This window comes from Kaistia soli DSM 19436 (assembly GCF_900129325.1).
In the GTDB taxonomy this organism is placed as follows: Bacteria; Pseudomonadota; Alphaproteobacteria; order Rhizobiales; family Kaistiaceae; genus Kaistia; species Kaistia soli.
Window position 1 is genome coordinate 24,258 of the sequence record NZ_FQUP01000003.1, and the last position, 17,642, is coordinate 41,899.

The window sequence follows — 17,642 nt, forward strand, 5'->3', positions numbered from 1 at the left end:
ATTTGGCGGGGGCGCCGCTGTTAATCCGGCAGCGGCGGCGGGCCGCTTTCCAGCGCACGCGGGACGATGGCGAGGTCCATCGCCTTGATGCGCTCGTAGAGCTTGACCTCGCGGGCGAATGGCCACCAGTCGTAGAGCAGGAGTTCGGCCGGACGCCAGAGGCTGACCCAGCCGGCTATGAGAAAGCCCTCGCCGAACAGGCGGCCTTGCATGCTGTAGGTCGAGAACAGCTTCTCTGAAAGCGTCGACAGCAGAAGGCAGACGGCCCAGGCGATGAATCCGATGCGGAGCGCGCGCTGTCCTTCGATGCGCGTTTCCCGGACGCGCTGGCGCGAAAGGCGTTTCTGAACGTTACAGTAGGTGGTGATGGCCGTTTTGAGCCGCGCCGTGAGATCCGGTGTGATGTCCTCTGGCGGCAGGTGCAGGACGATACGCTGCAGCTTGGGCGCGCCACGCGGGCGCGCCTTCATCGTGTCCATCAGTTGGTCGATCCCCGACTCGCTGATGCTGTCCCCTTTGAATGGATCCAGGGCCGGCGCCTCGAAAAAGTGGTGGACGTCGGTCAGGTAGAGGGCTGCATCGCTATCGGTGACGACGGTCATGATCCAGCGTGCTGGGCCTCCACTGCGGCCAGGATCGTCATGTTGGCGACCCCGCGTGACGTCACCGAGGGTGTCAGGATATGCGCCGGCTTGGCGGGACCGAGAAGGATCGGGCCGACATGAAGCGCGTCGGTCATTACCTTAACGACATTGAGCGTGATGTTGGCGGCGTCGAGATTTGGGAAGACGAGCAGGTTGGCCTCGCCGGTCAGTTTCGAGCGCGGCATTGCCCTGACGCGCAGCGCCTCCGAGAGCGCCGCATCGCCATGCATTTCGCCGTCTACCTCAAGGTTCGGCGCCGTCTTCCACAGCAGCTCCACCGCCTGACGCATCTTGCGGCTTGATTCCGTGCGGTGCGAGCCGAAGTTCGAATGCGACAGCAGGGCAGCCTTCGGGACGATGCCGAAGCGGCGAACCTGATCCGCAGCGAGGCAGGTCAGCTCGGCGATCTCCTCGGCCGAGGGGTCGATATTCACATAGGTGTCGGTCAGGAAGGTTGTCGACTCCGACGATATCAGCAGGCTCATCGCGGCGAAGCGGCGCGTGCCCGGACGGAGCCCGATCACCTCACGGATGACCTGGAAATGGCTGCGGAACTGGCCTTCCAGTCCGCAGAGCATCGCGTCCGCCTCGCCCCGTTCGACGGCCAGAGCCGCGATCACCGTTGAATTGGTGCGCACGATGGTGCGCGCCGCATCGGGAACGACGCCGCTGCGGCCGACCTTGTCGAGGAAGAGGTCGACATAGTCGCGATAGCGCGGGTCATCGTCCGGATTGATCACTTCGAAATCAACATCCGGCCTGATTTTGAGGCCGAAGCGCTCCAGCCGGCTCGCGATCACCGAGGGACGGCCGACAAGGATCGGCGAGGCGAGGCCGTCCTCGATGACGGCTTGGGCAGCGCGCAGCACGCGCTCGTCCTCGCCATCAGCATAGATGACGCGCTTGACCTCACCCTTCGCCGCGGCGACCAGCGGCTTCATGACGAGGCCCGACTTGAAGACGAAGCGGGTCAGGCGGTCCATGTAGGCGTCGAAATCGTCGATCGGGCGTGTCGCGACACCCGAATCCATCGCCGCCTTAGCAACCGCCGGGGCGATACGAAGGATCAGCCGCTGGTCGAAAGGCGAAGGGATCAGGAATTCCGGCCCGAACGTGCGCTCCACGCCGCCATAGGCCTGCGCCACGACGTCGGACGGCTCCTCCTTGGCGAGCGCCGCAATGGCGCGCACCGCCGCATGCTTCATTTCCTCGTTGATCGTCGTCGCGCCGACGTCGAGCGCGCCGCGGAAGATGTAAGGAAAGCAGAGGACGTTATTGACCTGATTGGGGAAATCGGACCGGCCAGTGCAGATCATGGCGTCGGGCCGCGCCGCGCGCGCGACTTCCGGCATGATCTCGGGCGATGGATTTGCCAGAGCGAGGATCAGCGGGTGATCGGCCATCCGCTTGACCATGTCCGCCGTCAAAACGCCGCCCGCGGAAACGCCGAGGAAGATGTCGGCGCCATCGATGACTTCGCCGAGCGTCCGTTTGTCCGTGTCCTGGGCGAAGGCGCCCTTCCAGCGATCCATGAGGACAGGACGGTCCTTGTAGACGACGCCCTCGATGTCACAGACCGTAATGTTCTCGCGCTTCGCGCCGAGCGAGACCAGCATGTTGAGGCAGGCGATCGCAGCCGCGCCGGCGCCGGAGGCAACGATCTTCGCCTCCTCGATGGGCTTCGCCTTGATTTCGAGGGCGTTGACGACAGCCGCGCCGACGATGATCGCCGTGCCGTGCTGGTCGTCATGGAAGACGGGGATATTCATCCGCGCCCTGAGCTTCGTCTCGATGTCGAAGCATTCGGGGGCCTTGATGTCTTCGAGATTGATACCGCCGAAGGTCGGCTCCAGCGCTGCCACGACATCGACGAACCGGTCGATGTCGCGCTCGTCGACCTCGATATCGAAGACGTCGATGCCGGCGAATTTCTTGAAGAGGACGGCCTTGCCTTCCATCACAGGCTTGCCGGCCAGCGCGCCGATGGCGCCGAGGCCGAGCACGGCGGTGCCGTTCGAGATCACCGCGACGAGGTTGCCACGCGCCGTATAGTCGAAAGCCTTGGTGGGATCGGCGGCGATGGCGAGGCAGGGGGCAGCGACGCCCGGCGAATAGGCAAGCGCCAGGTCGCGCTGGTTGCCCAGCGGCTTGGTCGCCCTGATCTCCAGCTTCCCGGGTTCGGGATAGCGATGGTAGTAGAGGGCGGCCTCGTCCAGATCGGCGCCTGCCGGTCCTCTTTGCGTCATGATCTGCCTGCGGTGTTTCGTTGTGTCAGTTGCGGCCGAACGGCCCGTGACACCTCTACAACACCAAGGACGATGCCGCGAGGCTCAGAACGTCGCCAGGCGCGGAGACAGCGTGCCGCAGCCGATTCCGGCATTGACGCAAAGACCGATCATCGAGCCGCGCGGGTCGCGGAGTTCCGTATGCATGGAGGGGCGGACCAGCTCGGCCATGCCGATACCGATCAGTGTTGCGAAAAGAGTGACGACGAGGAACGAGCGGGTGGCCATCGAACGCATCTCCAAAGGACCGGCGACGGGACAAACCCTAGATAAATCCGCCTGAACCGCTCCTGAAACAGGCGTTCATAGAGCGTTTGGATTGATTGCGATTTGATTAAAATTGGAACGATCGGCGGACCTGCTCACAGCCTCGTGTTCGGCTTGACGCCCTCGGCGAAATCCTGCATCACGCAGGCATGATGGCTTGGAAGCGTCCTGAATTTCGCTGTCGCCGTGGTGGTTGTCCGGCCTGCTGAACGCCGGCGGGAGCTTGCGCCTGCGGTTCGCCGAAGGGGCCAATGCCTTGATCACCACGGGACCTCATCACCATGACGACGCTTCGCCTGTTCAATACCCTCTCCAAGGAAAAAGAGACCTTCACGCCGATCGACGCGCAGCATGTTCGTATGTATGTCTGCGGCCCGACGGTCTATGATTTCGCGCATATCGGCAATGCGCGACCGGTCATTGTCTTCGATCTGCTCTATCGGTTGCTGCGCTTCTTCTATGGCGCGCGTCACGTCACCTATGTCCGCAACATCACGGATGTTGACGACAAGATCAACGCACGCGCCGGCTCTGAGCATCCGGGAATGCCGCTGAACGAGGCGATCCGGCTTATCACCGAGAAGACCAACATCCAGTTTCAGGCGGATGTTTCGGCGCTCGGCTGCCTTGACCCGACCGAGCAGCCGCGCGCGACCGAACATATCGACGCCATGAAGGCGATGATCGAGCGATTGATCGCGCGTGGCGTCGCCTATGTCGCCGAGGGTCATGTGCTGTTCTCGCCGTCGGCGATGGACCAGCTATCCGGCGTGCCCCGCTATGGTGCGCTGGCGCGGCGGTCGCTCGACGAGATGATTGCCGGCGCGCGCGTCGATGTCGCGCCCTACAAGCGTGACGCGACCGACTTCGTGCTGTGGAAGCCCTCGACAGACGAGGAGCCGGGCTGGCCGTCGCCAGCGGGCATCGGCGGGCGTGGCCGACCGGGCTGGCATATCGAGTGCTCGGCGATGTCGATGGCCCGTCTGCTGGAGCCCTTCGGCGGCGGGCTGCAATGCGACGACCCGGCCAAGAATGTGTTCGACATTCATGGCGGCGGTATCGATCTCGTCTTCCCGCACCACGAGAACGAAATCGCGCAGTCCTGCTGCGCCTTCGGCACCGCGCGCATGGCCAATATCTGGATGCATAACGGCTTCCTGCAGGTCGAAGGCGAGAAGATGTCGAAAAGCCTCGGCAACTTCGTCACCATCCGCCAGGTGATGGAGACGCTCGGCGGCGAGCGGTTTGCGGGCGAGATCGCGCGGCTCACCATGCTGAAGGCGCAGTATCGCCAGCCAATCGACTGGACCGAAAAAGGTCTTGGCGAGTCGACTGTCGAGATCGAGGGGTTGCGACGCGCATTGCGGTCTGCCGTTCCGGGTGATCCATCCGAAGCGGTGGTCGAGGCGCTTGCCGACGATCTCAATACGCCGCAGGCCTTGGCCGAGATCTGGCGGCTGAGCGGTGAGGCGAGGGCAGCGTCCTCTCCGGCGCGTCGGCGCGAGGCTGCGGATGCGCTGGCTGGCTCCTTGAAGCTGCTTGGTTTCGATAGGCTGGTCGACGACGTGACGGAGGAGAATCATGCCCTTCGCGAGGAGCTCGATCGGACGATCCTCGAAGCCACTCGCACTGCGATCGATCCAGACTCGTTCGAACGTCTCGCCGGCGAGGCCGCCGAAGCTTTCGAGGCTCAGATCAAGCGCCGCGAGGCTGAAAGCCTCGGCCTTGAGATCGGCGAGATCGAGACATTGATCGCGGCGCGTCTTGCCGCGCGGCGCGTCAGGAACTTCGCTGAGGCCGACCGCATCCGCGGCGAGCTGGAGGTAATGGGCATCACGCTCAGGGATGCCAAGGACCCGGTGACGGGCGATATCGTGACAAGCTGGGAGCCGCGCTGAGCGCGGCCCCATTCGTCAGGTGATCAGGTAGCCGCCGTCGATGACCAGCACGGCGCCGGTGACGAAGCTGGCGAGCGGCGAGGCGAGGAACAGGACGCCGCCCGCTATCTCTGCCGGGTCTCCCCAGCGCTTCATCGCTGTTCGGCTCCGAATGGCGGCATCGCGTTCGGCATCGGCTCGAAGGGTGGCGGTGAGGGGCGTTGCGATCCAGCCCGGCGCGACGGCGTTGACGCGGATGCCGTCGCTCGCATAGGCGATCGCCAGCGACTTCGTCAGTTGCGCAATGCCGCCCTTCGAGGCGGAATAGCCGGGCACGAGCCCGCCGCCGAAAAACGCGAGCATCGAGGCCGTGTTGATGATCGTTCCGGATGTCTCGGCGAGGCGCGGACGTGCGGCAGCGCAGACGCGCATGGTGCCGTTCAGGTTGATGTCGACGACATCGGCGAAGATGTCGGGATCGAGTTCCGCGCCGCGCCGGATGACGCCCGCACAATTCACGACATGATCGAGGCGCGGCAAACCGGCGACCACGGCCTCGACCGCCGCGCCGTCGCGGACGTCAAGGAGCGAGAAGCGAGCGCCTGCCATCGCAGGATCCGCCCGCGCTGCAGCAACCTCAGCGTCGGTGACGCCGGTCGCCAGCACCGTCGCGCCGAGCGACAGGAAGGCGCGGGCGATCGCGGCGCCTATGCCGGACGTTCCGCCGGTCACCAGGATCTGACGGTTCTCGAACAGGCCGGGGCGCAGTGCCCCGGCGATCGCGGCGAGGCGGTCAGCGGATGAACTGTTCGACATAATCTGCACCGAGGCCCACGGCTGTGTAGTGCGCGCGGCAAAGATCGATCTTGGTGAAGACGTCCTCGATCCCGAGCGGATCGCCATAGGCGTCGACATAGACCATGATGCCGTTGACTTGGAAAAAAGTAATCATCTCCTCGACATCGTCGGGCACGACGAGCGTGTGCGTCTCGCCCGGCGGCTCGAAGACATAGCCGCCTTCCTCCGCCACCCAATCGTGCTCGAGATAGTGCCAGCGCCCCTTGAGCACGAAACCGTGCACCGCCTGCGGATGGCGATGGCGCGACAGCACACCGGACTTCCGTACGCGCAGCAGGTTCATCCAGTAGCCCTGCGAGCGGTTAAGGCAGAGCGGCCGGAACCAGACATTCTCGCCTTGCGGCACCCAGATGCGCTCATCCTCGGGAATCGCATTGGGTATGACGATATCGCTGAGCGCCTCGACAGGATTGGCATGCTGATAGGGCATGCGCGGGTTGGGATCCTTGCGGATGGGCGGCATGGGGTTTCCTCCGGCGTGGTGTTGTTTTCGCGAGCATCGCGGGCCGGCGTCAGCATGTCCACTGTCGCGATCGACGTCGCCGCGGCATCCTTGTCGCATTCACGGGAGAAACGAACTTGACTGAGGCTGCGATTGCCCTCTGGGGCATCAAGAACTGCGACACGATGAAGAAGGCACGGCTCTGGCTCGACGAGAATGGCGTCGCCTACACATTTCGGGACTACAAGCAGGAGGGCGCCGATCCGAAACGCCTCGCGCATTGGGTCGAGAGGCTCGGCTGGGAGGTTGTGCTCAACCGCGCCGGCACGACGTTCCGCGCCCTGCCCGATGACGAGAAGCAGGGCCTTGACGCCGTAAAGGCCATCAAGCTGATGCTGGCGCAGCCCTCGATGATCAAGCGGCCGGTGCTGGAGCGCGATGACGGCCTGCTGCTGGCCGGCTTCAAGCCGGAAACCTATGCGAAGGCTTTGTCGGGCGCGGCGGACTGAGGCGTTGCCAGCGCCCTGCGCGCGGACTAGATCTCCGCCAGCGGTCCATGTCGACCGAACCAACGGGATGACGACAGCGATGAGCGGTGCAGTTTCGCCCGGCGAGGGACTGGACGTCCACCGCCGGAGAACCCATTTTCGGGCTTGGCATCGCGGCATGCGCGAGATGGATCTCATTCTCGGGCGCTTCGCCGATGCCAATATCGCCGGTCTCTCACTTGATGAGCTCGATGCTTTCGATGCGCTGATGGAAGAGCAGGACCGCGATATCTTCGCCTGGTTGACGGGCGAGATCACGACCCCCGCTGCCAGTGACACACCCTTTTTCCGCAAGCTCGCCGCCTTTACGGGCGCAACCCTCCGATAGGCTCCATGATCCGTTTCGAAACCGTTCTCGGTCGTCGCTCGACCGTCCTGTCGGGCGTGCCGGACGGCTTCGATGGCCGTGTCGTCGCCGATCTTGCGACGCTTTCCGCCAAGGACGGCCGTCCGTTCCTGCTTGTCGTCGCGCGCGACGGCAACCGGATGAACGATCTCGAGCAGGCGATGAAGTTCTTCGCGCCGGCGCAGGAAGTGCTGTCCTTCCCGGCCTGGGATTGCATGCCCTATGACCGCGTCTCGCCGAATCCTTCGGTCGTGTCGCGCCGGATGGCGGCGTTGGCCCAGCTTGCGACCCATAAGGCGGAGCCGGGCAGGGCGCTCGTCGTGCTCACGACAGTCAACGCCATCGTCCAGCGCGTGCCGCGCCGGACGGATGTCGCCCGCCAGAGCCTTGCCATCGCACCGGGCAGCCGGCTGCCGATGGAAAAGCTGGTCGGCTGGCTCGAGGATAACGGCTTTATGCGCACCTCCACCGTGCGCGAAGCCGGCGAGTATGCGGTGCGCGGCGGCATTGTCGATCTCTTCGCGGCCGGCCTTGGCGAGCCGATCCGCGTCGATTATTTCGGCGACACGATTGATTCGATCCGTTCATTCGACGCCGAGACGCAGCGCACGGTGCAGCAGAAGAAGCGCATCGACCTCGTGCCGGTGAGCGAACTGGTGCTTTCCCCGGAGGCGATCGCACGCTTCCGCGAGGCCTATGTCGGGCTCTTTGGCGCTTCCGACCGCGACGACCAGCTCTACCAGAATGTCAGCGAGGGTCGCCGCTACACCGGCGTGGAGCACTGGCTGCCGCTCTTCGCCGAGGGGCTCGACACGCTGTTCGACTACCTCCCCGAGGCGGCTGTGGTGCTCGATCACCTGACCGAGGAGGCGCTGGCTGAGCGGCTCGACGACATCGTCGATCATTATGATGCGCGCAAGAGCGCGATGGGCCAGAACCAGGGCGGCGTGCCCTATAAGCCGATCCCGCCGGCCGGGCTCTATCTCGATCGCGACGAGTGGAAGCGGCATGAGGCGGTTGTCCCGCTCATCCGCATGACGCCGTTCGCCGAGCCAGACGATACGATGGTCGTCGATCTCGGCGGCCGGCAGGGTCGGAGCTTCGCGGCCGAGCGATCGGCGGGCGATGTCAATGTCTTCGACGCGGTCATCAATTATGTCGGCACGCTGCGCGAGAAGAAGCGCGTCGTCATCGCGTCCTGGAGCGAGGGCGCGCGCGACCGCCTCGCGCAAGTGCTCGCCGATCACGGCTTGAAGCGCGTCCAGATCATCGACAACTGGCCGTCGGCGCAGTCGCTGCAAAAAGGCATGGTAGCGCTCGGCGTGCTGGGGCTGGAGTCCGGCTTCGAGGCGCCGGATATTGTCGTTGTCGGCGAGCAGGACATTCTCGGCGACCGTCTGGTTAGGCCGCGCAAGCGCTCGAAGAAGGCGTCCGACTTCCTCAGCGAAATCACGGCGCTGTCGGAAGGCGACCTCGTCGTCCATGTCGATCACGGCATCGGCCGTTTCACCGGGCTGAAGACGATCACGGCCGCCGGCGCGCCGCGCGACTGCCTCGAGATCATCTATGCCGGTGGTGACCGGCTCTATTTGCCCGTCGAGAATATCGAGCTTCTGTCGCGTTACGGCTCGGAGGAGACCGACGCTTCGCTCGACAAGCTCGGCGGCGTCGCCTGGCAGTCACGCAAGGCTAAGCTCAAGAAGCGCATTCGCGACATGGCCGCCCAGCTCATCAAGGTCGCCGCGGCCCGCGCGATGCGCCAGGGCACGGTGCTGGCGCCGCCGGATGGGCTCTATGACGAGTTCGCCGCACGTTTCCCCTATGAGGAGACCGAGGACCAGCTCGCAGCCATCGAGGCAGTGGTTGCCGATCTTTCGGCGGGCACGCCGATGGACCGGCTCGTCTGCGGCGATGTCGGCTTCGGCAAGACCGAGGTGGCGCTACGCGCCGCTTTCGTCGCCGTGATGAGCGGCAAGCAGGTTGCGGTCGTAGTCCCGACGACGCTGCTTTCGCGGCAGCATTTCAAGACCTTCACCGCCCGCTTCGCCGGCCTGCCGGTTCGCGTCGAGCAGGCCTCGCGCCTCGTCTCGGCCAAGGATCTCGCCGAGACCAAGAAGGGCATCAAGGAGGGGCAGGTCGACATCGTCGTCGGCACGCATGCCCTGCTCGGCAAGGGCATTGAGTTCAAGGATCTCGGCCTGCTCGTCATCGACGAGGAGCAGCATTTCGGCGTCAAGCACAAGGAACGGCTGAAGGAACTGAAGGCCGACGTGCATGTGCTGACGCTCTCGGCGACGCCGATCCCACGCACGCTGCAGCTGGCGCTGACGGGCGTACGAGAGCTGTCGCTTATCACGACGCCGCCGGTCGACCGCATGGCGGTGCGAACCTTCATTTCGCCCTTCGACGCGCTGGCGGTGCGCGAGGCGCTGCTGCGCGAGCGCTATCGCGGCGGCCAGAGCTTCTATGTGTGCCCGCGCCTTGCCGACCTCGCCGAGCGCAAGGAGTTCCTCGACAAGTTCGTGCCCGAGGTGAAGGTCGCCATCGCGCATGGCCAGATGCCGGCGACCGAGCTCGACGACATCATGAACGCCTTCTATGAGGGCGCCTATGACGTGCTGCTCTCGACGACGATCGTCGAATCCGGCCTCGATATCCCGACCGCAAATACCCTCATCGTCCACCGCGCGGACATGTTCGGCCTTGCCCAGCTTTATCAGCTGCGCGGGCGCGTCGGCCGTTCCAAGACGCGAGCCTATGCACTGTTCACGGTCCCGGCCGACAAGAAGCTGACGCCGATGGCCGATCGGCGCTTGAAGGTGCTGCAGTCGCTCGACACGCTCGGCGCCGGTTTCCAGCTCGCGAGCCACGATCTCGATCTGCGCGGCGCCGGCAACCTGCTCGGCGAGGAGCAATCGGGCCACATCAAGGAAGTCGGCTACGAGCTTTACCAGCAGATGCTGGAAGAGGCCGTGGCGGCGCTTCGCCAGGGCGGCGAGGACGAGGCGGAGGCCGATGGCCGTTGGTCGCCGCAGATCACGGTCGGCACGCCTGTCATGTTGCCGGAGAGCTACGTCCCGGACCTGCCGCTGCGGCTCAGCCTCTATCGCCGCCTCGGCGATCTCGACGAGCCGGAACAGATCGATTCCTTCGGTGCCGAGCTGATCGACCGATTCGGCCCGCTGCCGGACGAGGTCGAGCACCTCTTGAAGATCGTCTATATCAAGGCGCTCTGCCGCAAGGCGAATGTCGAGAAGGTCGATGCGGGTCCGAAGGGCATCGTCATCTCGTTCCGCAATTCGACTTTCTCCAATCCGGCCGGCCTCATCCGCTATATCGGTGAGCAGGGAAGCCTCGCGAAGGTCCGTCCCGACCAGAAGATCGTCCTCATCCGCGATTGGGAAGACCCCGAGAAGCGCCTGAAGGGCACTGCGGTGGTCCTAACGCAGCTCGCGCGTCTCGCTGCGGGCGACGGCAAGAAAGCGGCTTAGCAACGCCGACTTTCACGGCGTGCTGCTGCCGTATTGACGGCGCCAGGCGCCGGGCTCGAAGTCCCGCGGCCGTCCCTTCACCCCGGCATGACCCCGATGCGATAGGCTTCGGCAGCATCGGCATTCGCCGACGCGCTGGCCTGCGGGGGTTAAGGTCATGAAACAACGGCATCCAGTCGGGAACGACCGTACAAAACATGGCGCGACAGAGACTTTCGGATCTCACCTGAAGCGCGCCTTCATCGATGGCGCGGTGATCGTCGTTCCGATCGCGACCATCGTGCTCCTGACGCTCAGCGTCGTCCGTCGCCTGCAGGATGCGGCCCATCCGCTGGTCGGCCACGTCGTCCATCCGTTGATCGTTGCGATCGCGGCCCTGGTACTGATCGTGCTCGCGTTTGGACTTCTCGTCCGCTCGGCGCCTGGTCGTTGGGTCCAGCGGCGGATGGAGGCGTGGATCTTCGAGCGCGTGCCCGGCTACAAGCTGGCCAAGGCCTTCGCCTCCGAACAAATTCTCGGCGAAGGTGACGGACGGACGATCCGCCCGGCGCTCGCCACCATCGAGGATGGGCAATGCCCGGCCTTCGTGATGGACGAACTGGCTGATGGACGCCTGCTCGTCTTCGTGCCTGGCTCGCCTGCGCCGATGGCGGGTGCGCTTTACATCTTCACGGCCGACAAGGTGCAAATCCTCGACATTCCGGTGATGCCATTCGTCCAGGCCATCTCGTCCTGGGGTCTTGGCATGGCCGACCTGCTCCAGTCGTCGCTTGCGGCAAAGCCGGGTCAGTACGATCCTCCGCCAAGTGGATCGAACTGAAGCCGAGGCAATCATGGAAGACCGGTGGCTTACACGTGCGAAGCGTCTGCATGCCGTTGCTGCGACCGGCCTTCACTTCTCCACGGACGCGTTCGATCGTGAACGGTACAGCGAGATCGCAGAGCTCGCAGAGGCCATGCTGGCCGAACTCGCCGATGTTCCGATCGTCCGCATTGCCGGACTGGTCTCGGACCGCGCCACCGGCTATGCCACACCCAAGATCGATGTTCGCGGCGCGCTGATCGAAAACGGGCGCGTCCTGCTTGTGCGCGAGCAGAGCGACGGACTTTGGACGCTACCAGGAGGCTTCGCCGACATCGGTCACTCCGCGGCGGAGAATGTCGTCAAGGAGATGCGCGAGGAGGCGGGGCTGGATGTTTCGGCCACGCGGCTCTATTGCGTCCGACACAAGGCGAAGCATGCCTATAGCCCGGATGTCCGCGACTTCTACAAGCTGTTCTTCTTGTGCGAACGCCGCGGCGATATGGCGTTCACGGCCAGTTCTGAGATCAGCGAAGCCGGCTTCTTTCCGCCGGGACAGCTGCCGCCGCTTTCGCGCGGACGGGTGATCGAGGGCGACATTCTGGCCGCCTTCGCCCTTCATGCAGATCCCGCGCTGCCAACCGTTTTCGACTGACAAGGCGCGAGCCGTTCGGCTACCGGCGGGGGGCGTTCACTTTGCCGGGGCGGCGTACCATGTCGAGAGCGTGTAGCCGTTGACCGATTGCGTCTTCGGGTGCTCGACGCGGGCCCAGCGCGCGAGCCATTGATCGGGCAGGTAATAGAGCGGCACGACATAGTGGCCCGAGATCAGGACGCGGTCGAGCGCACGGACCGCAGCCACGAAATCCTCTTGGCTTTCCGCGGCGAGCAGGGCGGCCAGCATCGCATCGATGGCCGGGCTATGGGCGCCGACATAGTTGAACGAAGCGGGCACGTCGACATTGGTGCTCGACCAGCGATTGCCCTGCTCGTTGCCAGGCGACAGCGAAGCGGGCCACGACGTCATGATCATGTCGAAGTCGAAATCCTGCACGCGGCGCTGATACTGGGTCGAATCCACGGTGCGCACGGTCGCCTTGATGCCGATGCGCTGCAGCGTCCTGGCATAGGCGAGGGCGACGCGTTCCTGATTGCGGTCCTGCAGCAGGATCTCGAAGCCAAGCGGCTGTCCCGTCTTCTCTTCGATCAGAGCGTTGCCATCCAGCTTGTAGCCGGCAGCCTGCAGCAGATCGAGTGCGCCGCGCATAACCTTGCGGTCGCCGCCGGAACCATCGGAAATGGTCGGCCTGTAGGTGCCGTCCATGACATCAGGCTCGACAGCATCCGGGAAGGGGGCGAGCAGAGCCTTTTCGGCGGCTGAGGCCGGCACGCCGACCGAGGACAGCACCGAATCCTGGAAGAAGCTGGCGTCACGGCTATAGGCGCCGGAGAACAGGTTCTTGTTGACCCATTCGAAATCGAACAGCATGGCGAGCGCCTTGCGCACCCTTATATCGGCGAAGACGGGCCGGCGCGTGTTCATCGCGAAGCCCAGCATGCCCTTCGGCAACCCGTTCTGGACGGTTTCCTTGACGACTCGTCCGTCGTTGACGGCGGCGAAGTTGTAGCCCTCCAGCCAGCGTGCCGGATCGGCCTCCGGATTGACGTCGTAGAGCCCCTTCTTGAACGCTTCGAACATCGCATTGCCATCGCGATAATAGTCGATGCGGATCTCGTCGAAATTGTCGAAGCCGCGCTTCGCCGGCAGGTCCTTGCCCCAATAGTTGGGGTCGCGCTTCAAGACGAAGCGGTCGCCGGGCTTGATATCGGCCATCACATAGGGACCGCTGCCGATCATCGGCTTCAGCGTCGACTGGTCGAACGTCTCGGGATCGATCGCGTGTTTCGGCAGGATCGGCATCAGACCGATCAGCATTGGCAATTCGCGGTTTTCGCCGTTCTTGAAGGTGAATTTGACGCCGCGCTCGCCGACCTTCTCCGCCTTTTCGACCTGGCCGTACCAGGTCTTGTAGATCGGACGGCCCTTGTCCTTGAGAATATCGAGCGAGAACAGCACGTCCTCGACCGTTACCGGCTGGCCGTCGGAGAATTTGGCCAACGGGTTGATCGTGAAGGTGATCGAGGTGCGATCTTCCGGCATCTCCACCGAGTCTGCGAGAAGCCCATAGAGGCTGAAGGCCTCATCGCGGTTCCGGACGAGCAAGCTCTCGAAGACGTTGTTGCCAAGCGAGGCGTCCCAGATGCCGCGCGAGGTCGTCGTCGCGCTTTTGACGATGAACGGGTTCAGGCTGTCATAGGTGCCGACAAAGGCATAGGTGATCGAACCACCTTTCGGCGCGTCCGGGTCGGCATAAGGGAAATGGTCAAAATCGGCAGGTAGAGCCGGCTCGCCATGCATCGCGATGCCATGCATCGGTGCGGCAAGGACAGGACCGCCAGCAAGTCCCGTCATGACAAGCGCGGCCAACGCGATCATCGGTCCGAGGGCGCGATTCAACATCGACTCAACCTCCCGCTCATGCGGCTCATCGCCGGCCGGGGCAAAAAAGCTCAGCAAGCCGAGCTTGGCAACTGCTTGAGGCTGGAAAATCACTGGATGAGCGGCTAATGATGCGCCGCCGCCCGCGCGTCACCGTGTCGCCTCAATTGCTGGTCATCCAGCCCCGATCAGTGTCGCCGGAGATGGGGCAAGCATCGCCCTTCGCCTGTGGCAGCGCAAGGCAGACGAAAACTCAAGGACACGCTCGATGTCGTATCGTTGGAATATTGGTTCGGTTCGGGCGCCCCTTTTGGCGGCTGCCGCGCTGATGATGATCGGCGCCGCGCCGATGGCCTATGCACAGGACGCGCCGGCCCCGAAGACGCCGGTTGCCAAGCCCGCCGCTCCGGCGGCTGCTGCTCCGGCAGCGGACGCCAGCGCCGCTGCGGCACCGGGCACGCCGTGGATCAAGGAATGCGGCCAGGACCCGCAGTCCAAGAAGAAGCTTTGCATCACCTCGCAGGAACTGCGCGCCGAGACGAATCAGTTCATCGCCTCGCTGCAGCTGCGCAAGCTGGAGGGTGATCCGAAGATGGCCCTGACGGCCATCGTGCTCACCGGCCAGCTCATCCAGCCGGGCCTCCTGATCCAGGTTGATCAGAACAAGGCCGTGCCGCTTAAGTATGTGATCTGCGATCCGACCGTCTGCTATGCGCAGGCCGAGATCGACGACAGCTTCATCAGCTTGCTGAAGAAGGGCAACAAGGTCGCCGCGATCACGATGAACCCGCAGGGCAAGCCGATGGTGTTCCCCTTCGCGCTGACGGGCTTCACCAAGACCTTCGACGGGGAAGGCCTCGACCGCGCCGCCGGCAAGGCGCGTCGCGACGCGCTGCAGGAGCAGCTGCAGAAGAACGCCGAGGACAACCGCCAGAAGCTCATCGAGCAGCAGAACAAGGAACGCGGCACCGAGACGCCGCCGGCCCAGTAGTCGCGCATCGCGGCAACGAAATGCGAAACGGCGCGCCTCTGGCGCGCCGTTTTCATTTCAGTCAACGCTGGAGCGGTCAGTTGAGCCCGCGACGATGGGCGACATAGATGTCACCCTGCCGCTCGCCGAAATAATCCGGAAGCTGCGGATGGCGGAGCGGCTCGTCCGAACGGTCGGCGAGGAGGTTCTGCTCCGAAACATAAGCGACATATTCGCTTTCGTCGTTCTCGGCGAGGAGATGATAGAAGGGCTGGTCCTTCGACGGACGCACCTCTTCCGGGATCGACAGCCACCACTCTTCGGTGTTGTCGAAGATCGGGTCGACATCGAAAACCACGCCGCGGAACGAGAAATGGCGGTGGCGGACGATCTGACCGATCTGGAACTTTGCTTCGCGTGACTGACCCATCAATAACCTCGAACTGACCGGCGAGCCAAAAGCCATGCCACGCCCCGCCAAGTCAAGGTGGTGCATGGTCGCCGTCAAAGATGCGGCGCGAGCGCCTGGCGCATGGCGAAGCGCTTCAGAGCGGGAAGGCGGTCGAGGGCGAAGAGGCCGATCCCCCGCGCCGCCTGTACCGGCAGGAAGCTCGTCAGCAAGGTGCGATTGAGCGCGTCGACCGCCGTCGTGCGCGAGAGGATGTCGCCCGACCGACGGCGATCATAATCCGCAAGTGCATCGGCCGCGCCGGGATCGATCCGATGGGCAGCCGCCACCGCTGCAAAGACGGCCGCATCGCGCAGGCTGAGATTAAGCCCCTGTGCGCCGATCGGCGGGAAGACATGCGCCGCCTCGCCGATCAATGCGATGCGGCGGGCCGCGAATTGGCGGGCCGTCTGGCCGGTCAGTGGGAAGCGCTGCCGCGCGCCGTCGATCTTGATATCGCCGACGAGGAAGCGCGACTTCTCTTCGAAGATGCGCGCGAGTTCGGCGTCGGGCACCGCCGTGAGCCGCTCCGCCTCGTCGGGTTTCACCACGCAGACAACCGCCGAGCGCCTGCCGGGGAGCGGCACCAACGTGAACGGTCCTGTTTCGGTGTGGAACTCCGTTGACACGTCGTCATGCGGCAGGCTGTGGGTGATGTTCACGACGAGCGCGGTCTGGGGATAGGACCAGCGTCGAACCGAGATGCCCGCCGCCTCGCGTGCCGGAGAATTACGCCCATCTGCGGCGCCAACGAGCCGCGCCTCGATCTGGCCGGCATCCACGGCGTCGACGGCAACACGATCTTCGCTCGGCGTGATCGCGCGCGCGAACCCGTCGAGCCTCATGATGCCCGCGCTCTCGGCCTCGTGCTCGAGCGCCGCGACGAGGGCGGCGTTTGGCACATTGTAGCCGAAGGCCGGGCGGCCGATTTCGCTGGCATGGAACTCGACCAGCGGGGCGCGAACGAGGCGCCGCGTCGCGTCGACGATGCGCATCGTGGCGAGCGGCGCGATGGTATCGGAGAGCGCCGTCCAGACGCCGGCCTCCTCAAGGATATCGACCGAAACGCCGAGCATGGCGACGGTGCGCTTGTCCTTCGGGAACTCGCGCGGCGCGACAAGCGCCACGGAGAGGCCGCGGCTTCGCGCCAGCAGGGCGGCGACAAGGCCAGCCGGGCCCGCACCGACGACGGCGACATCGACAAGGTCAGTCACGATTCAATCTCCTGCGCGGCGCCCATGACCGAGCGCTGGGCACGCCGACGCCAAAGATGGACAACGGCGGTGCCGAGCAGCATCGACATGAGGAACAAGATGATGGCCGGGAAGGCGAAGACAAGATCTGCGACGGCGGGACCGGGACAAAGCCCCGAGAGGCCCCATCCGACGCCGAACAGCGCCGCGCCGATCGCAAGCTGCCCCTCGATCCGCCTTGTATGGGGTTGCGAGAACGACGCCGCCGCGATGGGGCGGCGGCGGCGATGACCGATGCGCACGGCCATCATGGTCACGATCACGGCCGCGGCCATGACGAAGGCGAGACTTGGATCCCAGCCGCCCGAGGGGATGCGGGACACGTCGAGAAACGCCTTGATCTTCTGGGGATAGACCATCCCCGAGATGGCGAGCCCGAGGCCGAAGATCGTGCCCGACGCAAGCGCCGCTGCATGGAAGAGCACGCTGCGGCGTCGATCCGGCTCCGTCACGGCCATTGCTTTGCGAACAGGACCGTCAGTACTGCCGTCGTCATGAAGATCGCGACGGCGAGAAACGATCGGAGCGATAGATTGGCGAGGCCGAAGACCCCATGGCCCGACGTGCAACCCCGCGCGAGCGCCGTCCCGACGCCGACGAGAAAGCCGGCGATGACAATCAGAGGCGACGGGAGATCGAGTGTCGGCAAGGCTCCAGACATCTCCGAGAGGAAGTCCGGTCCGAATTCCAGCCCGATCGCCGCGCCGAGCGGTAAGCCGACTAGGAAGAGAAGGCGCCAGGGTAGATCGACCCGCGCGCCGAAGACGAGGCTGCCAAAGATATTGGATATGCCCGCGACGCGACCATTGACGATCCAGAGCAGCCCCGCGCCGAGGCCGATCAGGGCACCGCCTATGGTCGCGGAAACGGGCGTGAATCCGATCATCGAGTGCTCCGGAGGACTGAGCTTG

General features: G+C 64.6%; 17 protein-coding genes. 7 read left to right on the plus strand and 10 right to left on the minus strand.

Annotation, left to right across the window (positions count from 1 at the left end):
- Nucleotides 1-20 precede the first annotated feature (20 nt).
- The 3 genes from BUB39_RS13620 to BUB39_RS13630 all read right to left on the minus strand — a co-directional run bounded on the left by BUB39_RS13620 (nt 21) and on the right by BUB39_RS13630 (nt 3,157).
- A complete protein-coding gene (locus BUB39_RS13620) occupies nt 21-602 on the minus strand; it encodes a hypothetical protein (protein WP_073054316.1) in 582 nt (193 codons plus the stop codon).
- Nucleotides 599-2,890 (minus strand): NADP-dependent malic enzyme, encoded by a 2,292-nt coding sequence (locus BUB39_RS13625; RefSeq protein WP_073054317.1) that lies wholly within the window; start codon nt 2,888-2,890, stop codon nt 599-601. The genes BUB39_RS13620 and BUB39_RS13625 overlap by 4 nt, the downstream gene beginning before the upstream one ends.
- An 84-nt stretch (nt 2,891-2,974) precedes the next feature.
- The gene (locus BUB39_RS13630) at nt 2,975-3,157 is read right to left on the minus strand and encodes a hypothetical protein (RefSeq protein WP_073054327.1); all 183 of its coding nucleotides are present in this window, start codon (nt 3,155-3,157) and stop codon (nt 2,975-2,977) included.
- Between the two features lie 320 nt (nt 3,158-3,477).
- Here BUB39_RS13630 and cysS point away from each other — a divergent pair, with 320 nt between their 5' ends.
- Entirely contained in the window at nt 3,478-5,094 is a 1,617-nt protein-coding gene (gene cysS, locus BUB39_RS13635) for a cysteine--tRNA ligase (protein ID WP_073054329.1), read from the plus strand.
- A gap of 15 nt (nt 5,095-5,109) precedes the next feature.
- Here the strand turns inward: cysS and BUB39_RS13640 are convergent, their stop codons facing one another.
- The gene (locus BUB39_RS13640; protein ID WP_073054331.1) at nt 5,110-5,889 is read right to left on the minus strand and encodes an SDR family NAD(P)-dependent oxidoreductase; all 780 of its coding nucleotides are present in this window, start codon (nt 5,887-5,889) and stop codon (nt 5,110-5,112) included.
- On the minus strand, nt 5,867-6,394 hold the full coding sequence (locus tag BUB39_RS13645) for a 2,4'-dihydroxyacetophenone dioxygenase family protein (RefSeq protein WP_073054333.1): 528 nt from the start codon (nt 6,392-6,394) through the stop codon (nt 5,867-5,869). Before BUB39_RS13645 ends, BUB39_RS13640 begins: the two co-directional genes overlap by 23 nt.
- Before the next feature lie 116 nt (nt 6,395-6,510).
- On the opposite strand from BUB39_RS13645, the gene BUB39_RS13650 reads away from it, so the two are divergent.
- The 5 genes from BUB39_RS13650 (at nt 6,511) to BUB39_RS13670 (ending at nt 12,215) form a co-directional block, all read left to right on the plus strand.
- Entirely contained in the window at nt 6,511-6,882 is a 372-nt protein-coding gene (locus tag BUB39_RS13650) for an ArsC family reductase (protein ID WP_280174658.1), read from the plus strand.
- Between the two features lie 79 nt (nt 6,883-6,961).
- Nucleotides 6,962-7,249 (plus strand): FAD assembly factor SdhE, encoded by a 288-nt coding sequence (locus tag BUB39_RS13655; RefSeq protein WP_073055488.1) that lies wholly within the window; start codon nt 6,962-6,964, stop codon nt 7,247-7,249.
- Between the two features lie 5 nt (nt 7,250-7,254).
- Complete coding sequence (mfd, locus tag BUB39_RS13660) at nt 7,255-10,758, plus strand: transcription-repair coupling factor (RefSeq protein WP_073054335.1); 3,504 nt, start codon at nt 7,255-7,257, stop codon at nt 10,756-10,758.
- A 157-nt stretch (nt 10,759-10,915) separates the two neighbouring features.
- A complete protein-coding gene (locus tag BUB39_RS13665) occupies nt 10,916-11,578 on the plus strand; it encodes a DUF502 domain-containing protein (protein WP_139251474.1) in 663 nt (220 codons plus the stop codon).
- Between the two features lie 13 nt (nt 11,579-11,591).
- Nucleotides 11,592-12,215 (plus strand): NUDIX hydrolase, encoded by a 624-nt coding sequence (locus BUB39_RS13670; protein ID WP_073054339.1) that lies wholly within the window; start codon nt 11,592-11,594, stop codon nt 12,213-12,215.
- 36 nt (nt 12,216-12,251) lie between these two features.
- Here the strand turns inward: BUB39_RS13670 and BUB39_RS13675 are convergent, their stop codons facing one another.
- Nucleotides 12,252-14,081: an extracellular solute-binding protein gene (locus tag BUB39_RS13675; protein ID WP_073055491.1), complete on the minus strand. Its 1,830-nt coding sequence runs from the start codon at nt 14,079-14,081 to the stop codon at nt 12,252-12,254.
- A 247-nt stretch (nt 14,082-14,328) separates the two neighbouring features.
- On the opposite strand from BUB39_RS13675, the gene BUB39_RS13680 reads away from it, so the two are divergent.
- Nucleotides 14,329-15,051 (plus strand): invasion associated locus B family protein, encoded by a 723-nt coding sequence (locus BUB39_RS13680; RefSeq protein WP_084527360.1) that lies wholly within the window; start codon nt 14,329-14,331, stop codon nt 15,049-15,051.
- A gap of 76 nt (nt 15,052-15,127) precedes the next feature.
- Here BUB39_RS13680 and hspQ read toward each other — a convergent pair whose 3' ends face one another.
- From hspQ to BUB39_RS13700, 4 genes are all read right to left on the minus strand, one after another.
- Complete coding sequence (gene hspQ, locus BUB39_RS13685; protein ID WP_073054341.1) at nt 15,128-15,460, minus strand: heat shock protein HspQ; 333 nt, start codon at nt 15,458-15,460, stop codon at nt 15,128-15,130.
- 74 nt (nt 15,461-15,534) lie between these two features.
- On the minus strand, nt 15,535-16,692 hold the full coding sequence (locus BUB39_RS13690; RefSeq protein WP_073054343.1) for a UbiH/UbiF family hydroxylase: 1,158 nt from the start codon (nt 16,690-16,692) through the stop codon (nt 15,535-15,537).
- The gene (locus tag BUB39_RS13695; RefSeq protein WP_244540251.1) at nt 16,689-17,183 is read right to left on the minus strand and encodes a DUF6691 family protein; all 495 of its coding nucleotides are present in this window, start codon (nt 17,181-17,183) and stop codon (nt 16,689-16,691) included. Before BUB39_RS13695 ends, BUB39_RS13690 begins: the two co-directional genes overlap by 4 nt.
- Nucleotides 17,180-17,617, minus strand: coding sequence for a YeeE/YedE family protein (locus tag BUB39_RS13700; protein WP_073054347.1), 438 nt, complete (start codon nt 17,615-17,617; stop codon nt 17,180-17,182). The genes BUB39_RS13695 and BUB39_RS13700 overlap by 4 nt, the downstream gene beginning before the upstream one ends.
- Nucleotides 17,618-17,642 lie beyond the last annotated feature (25 nt).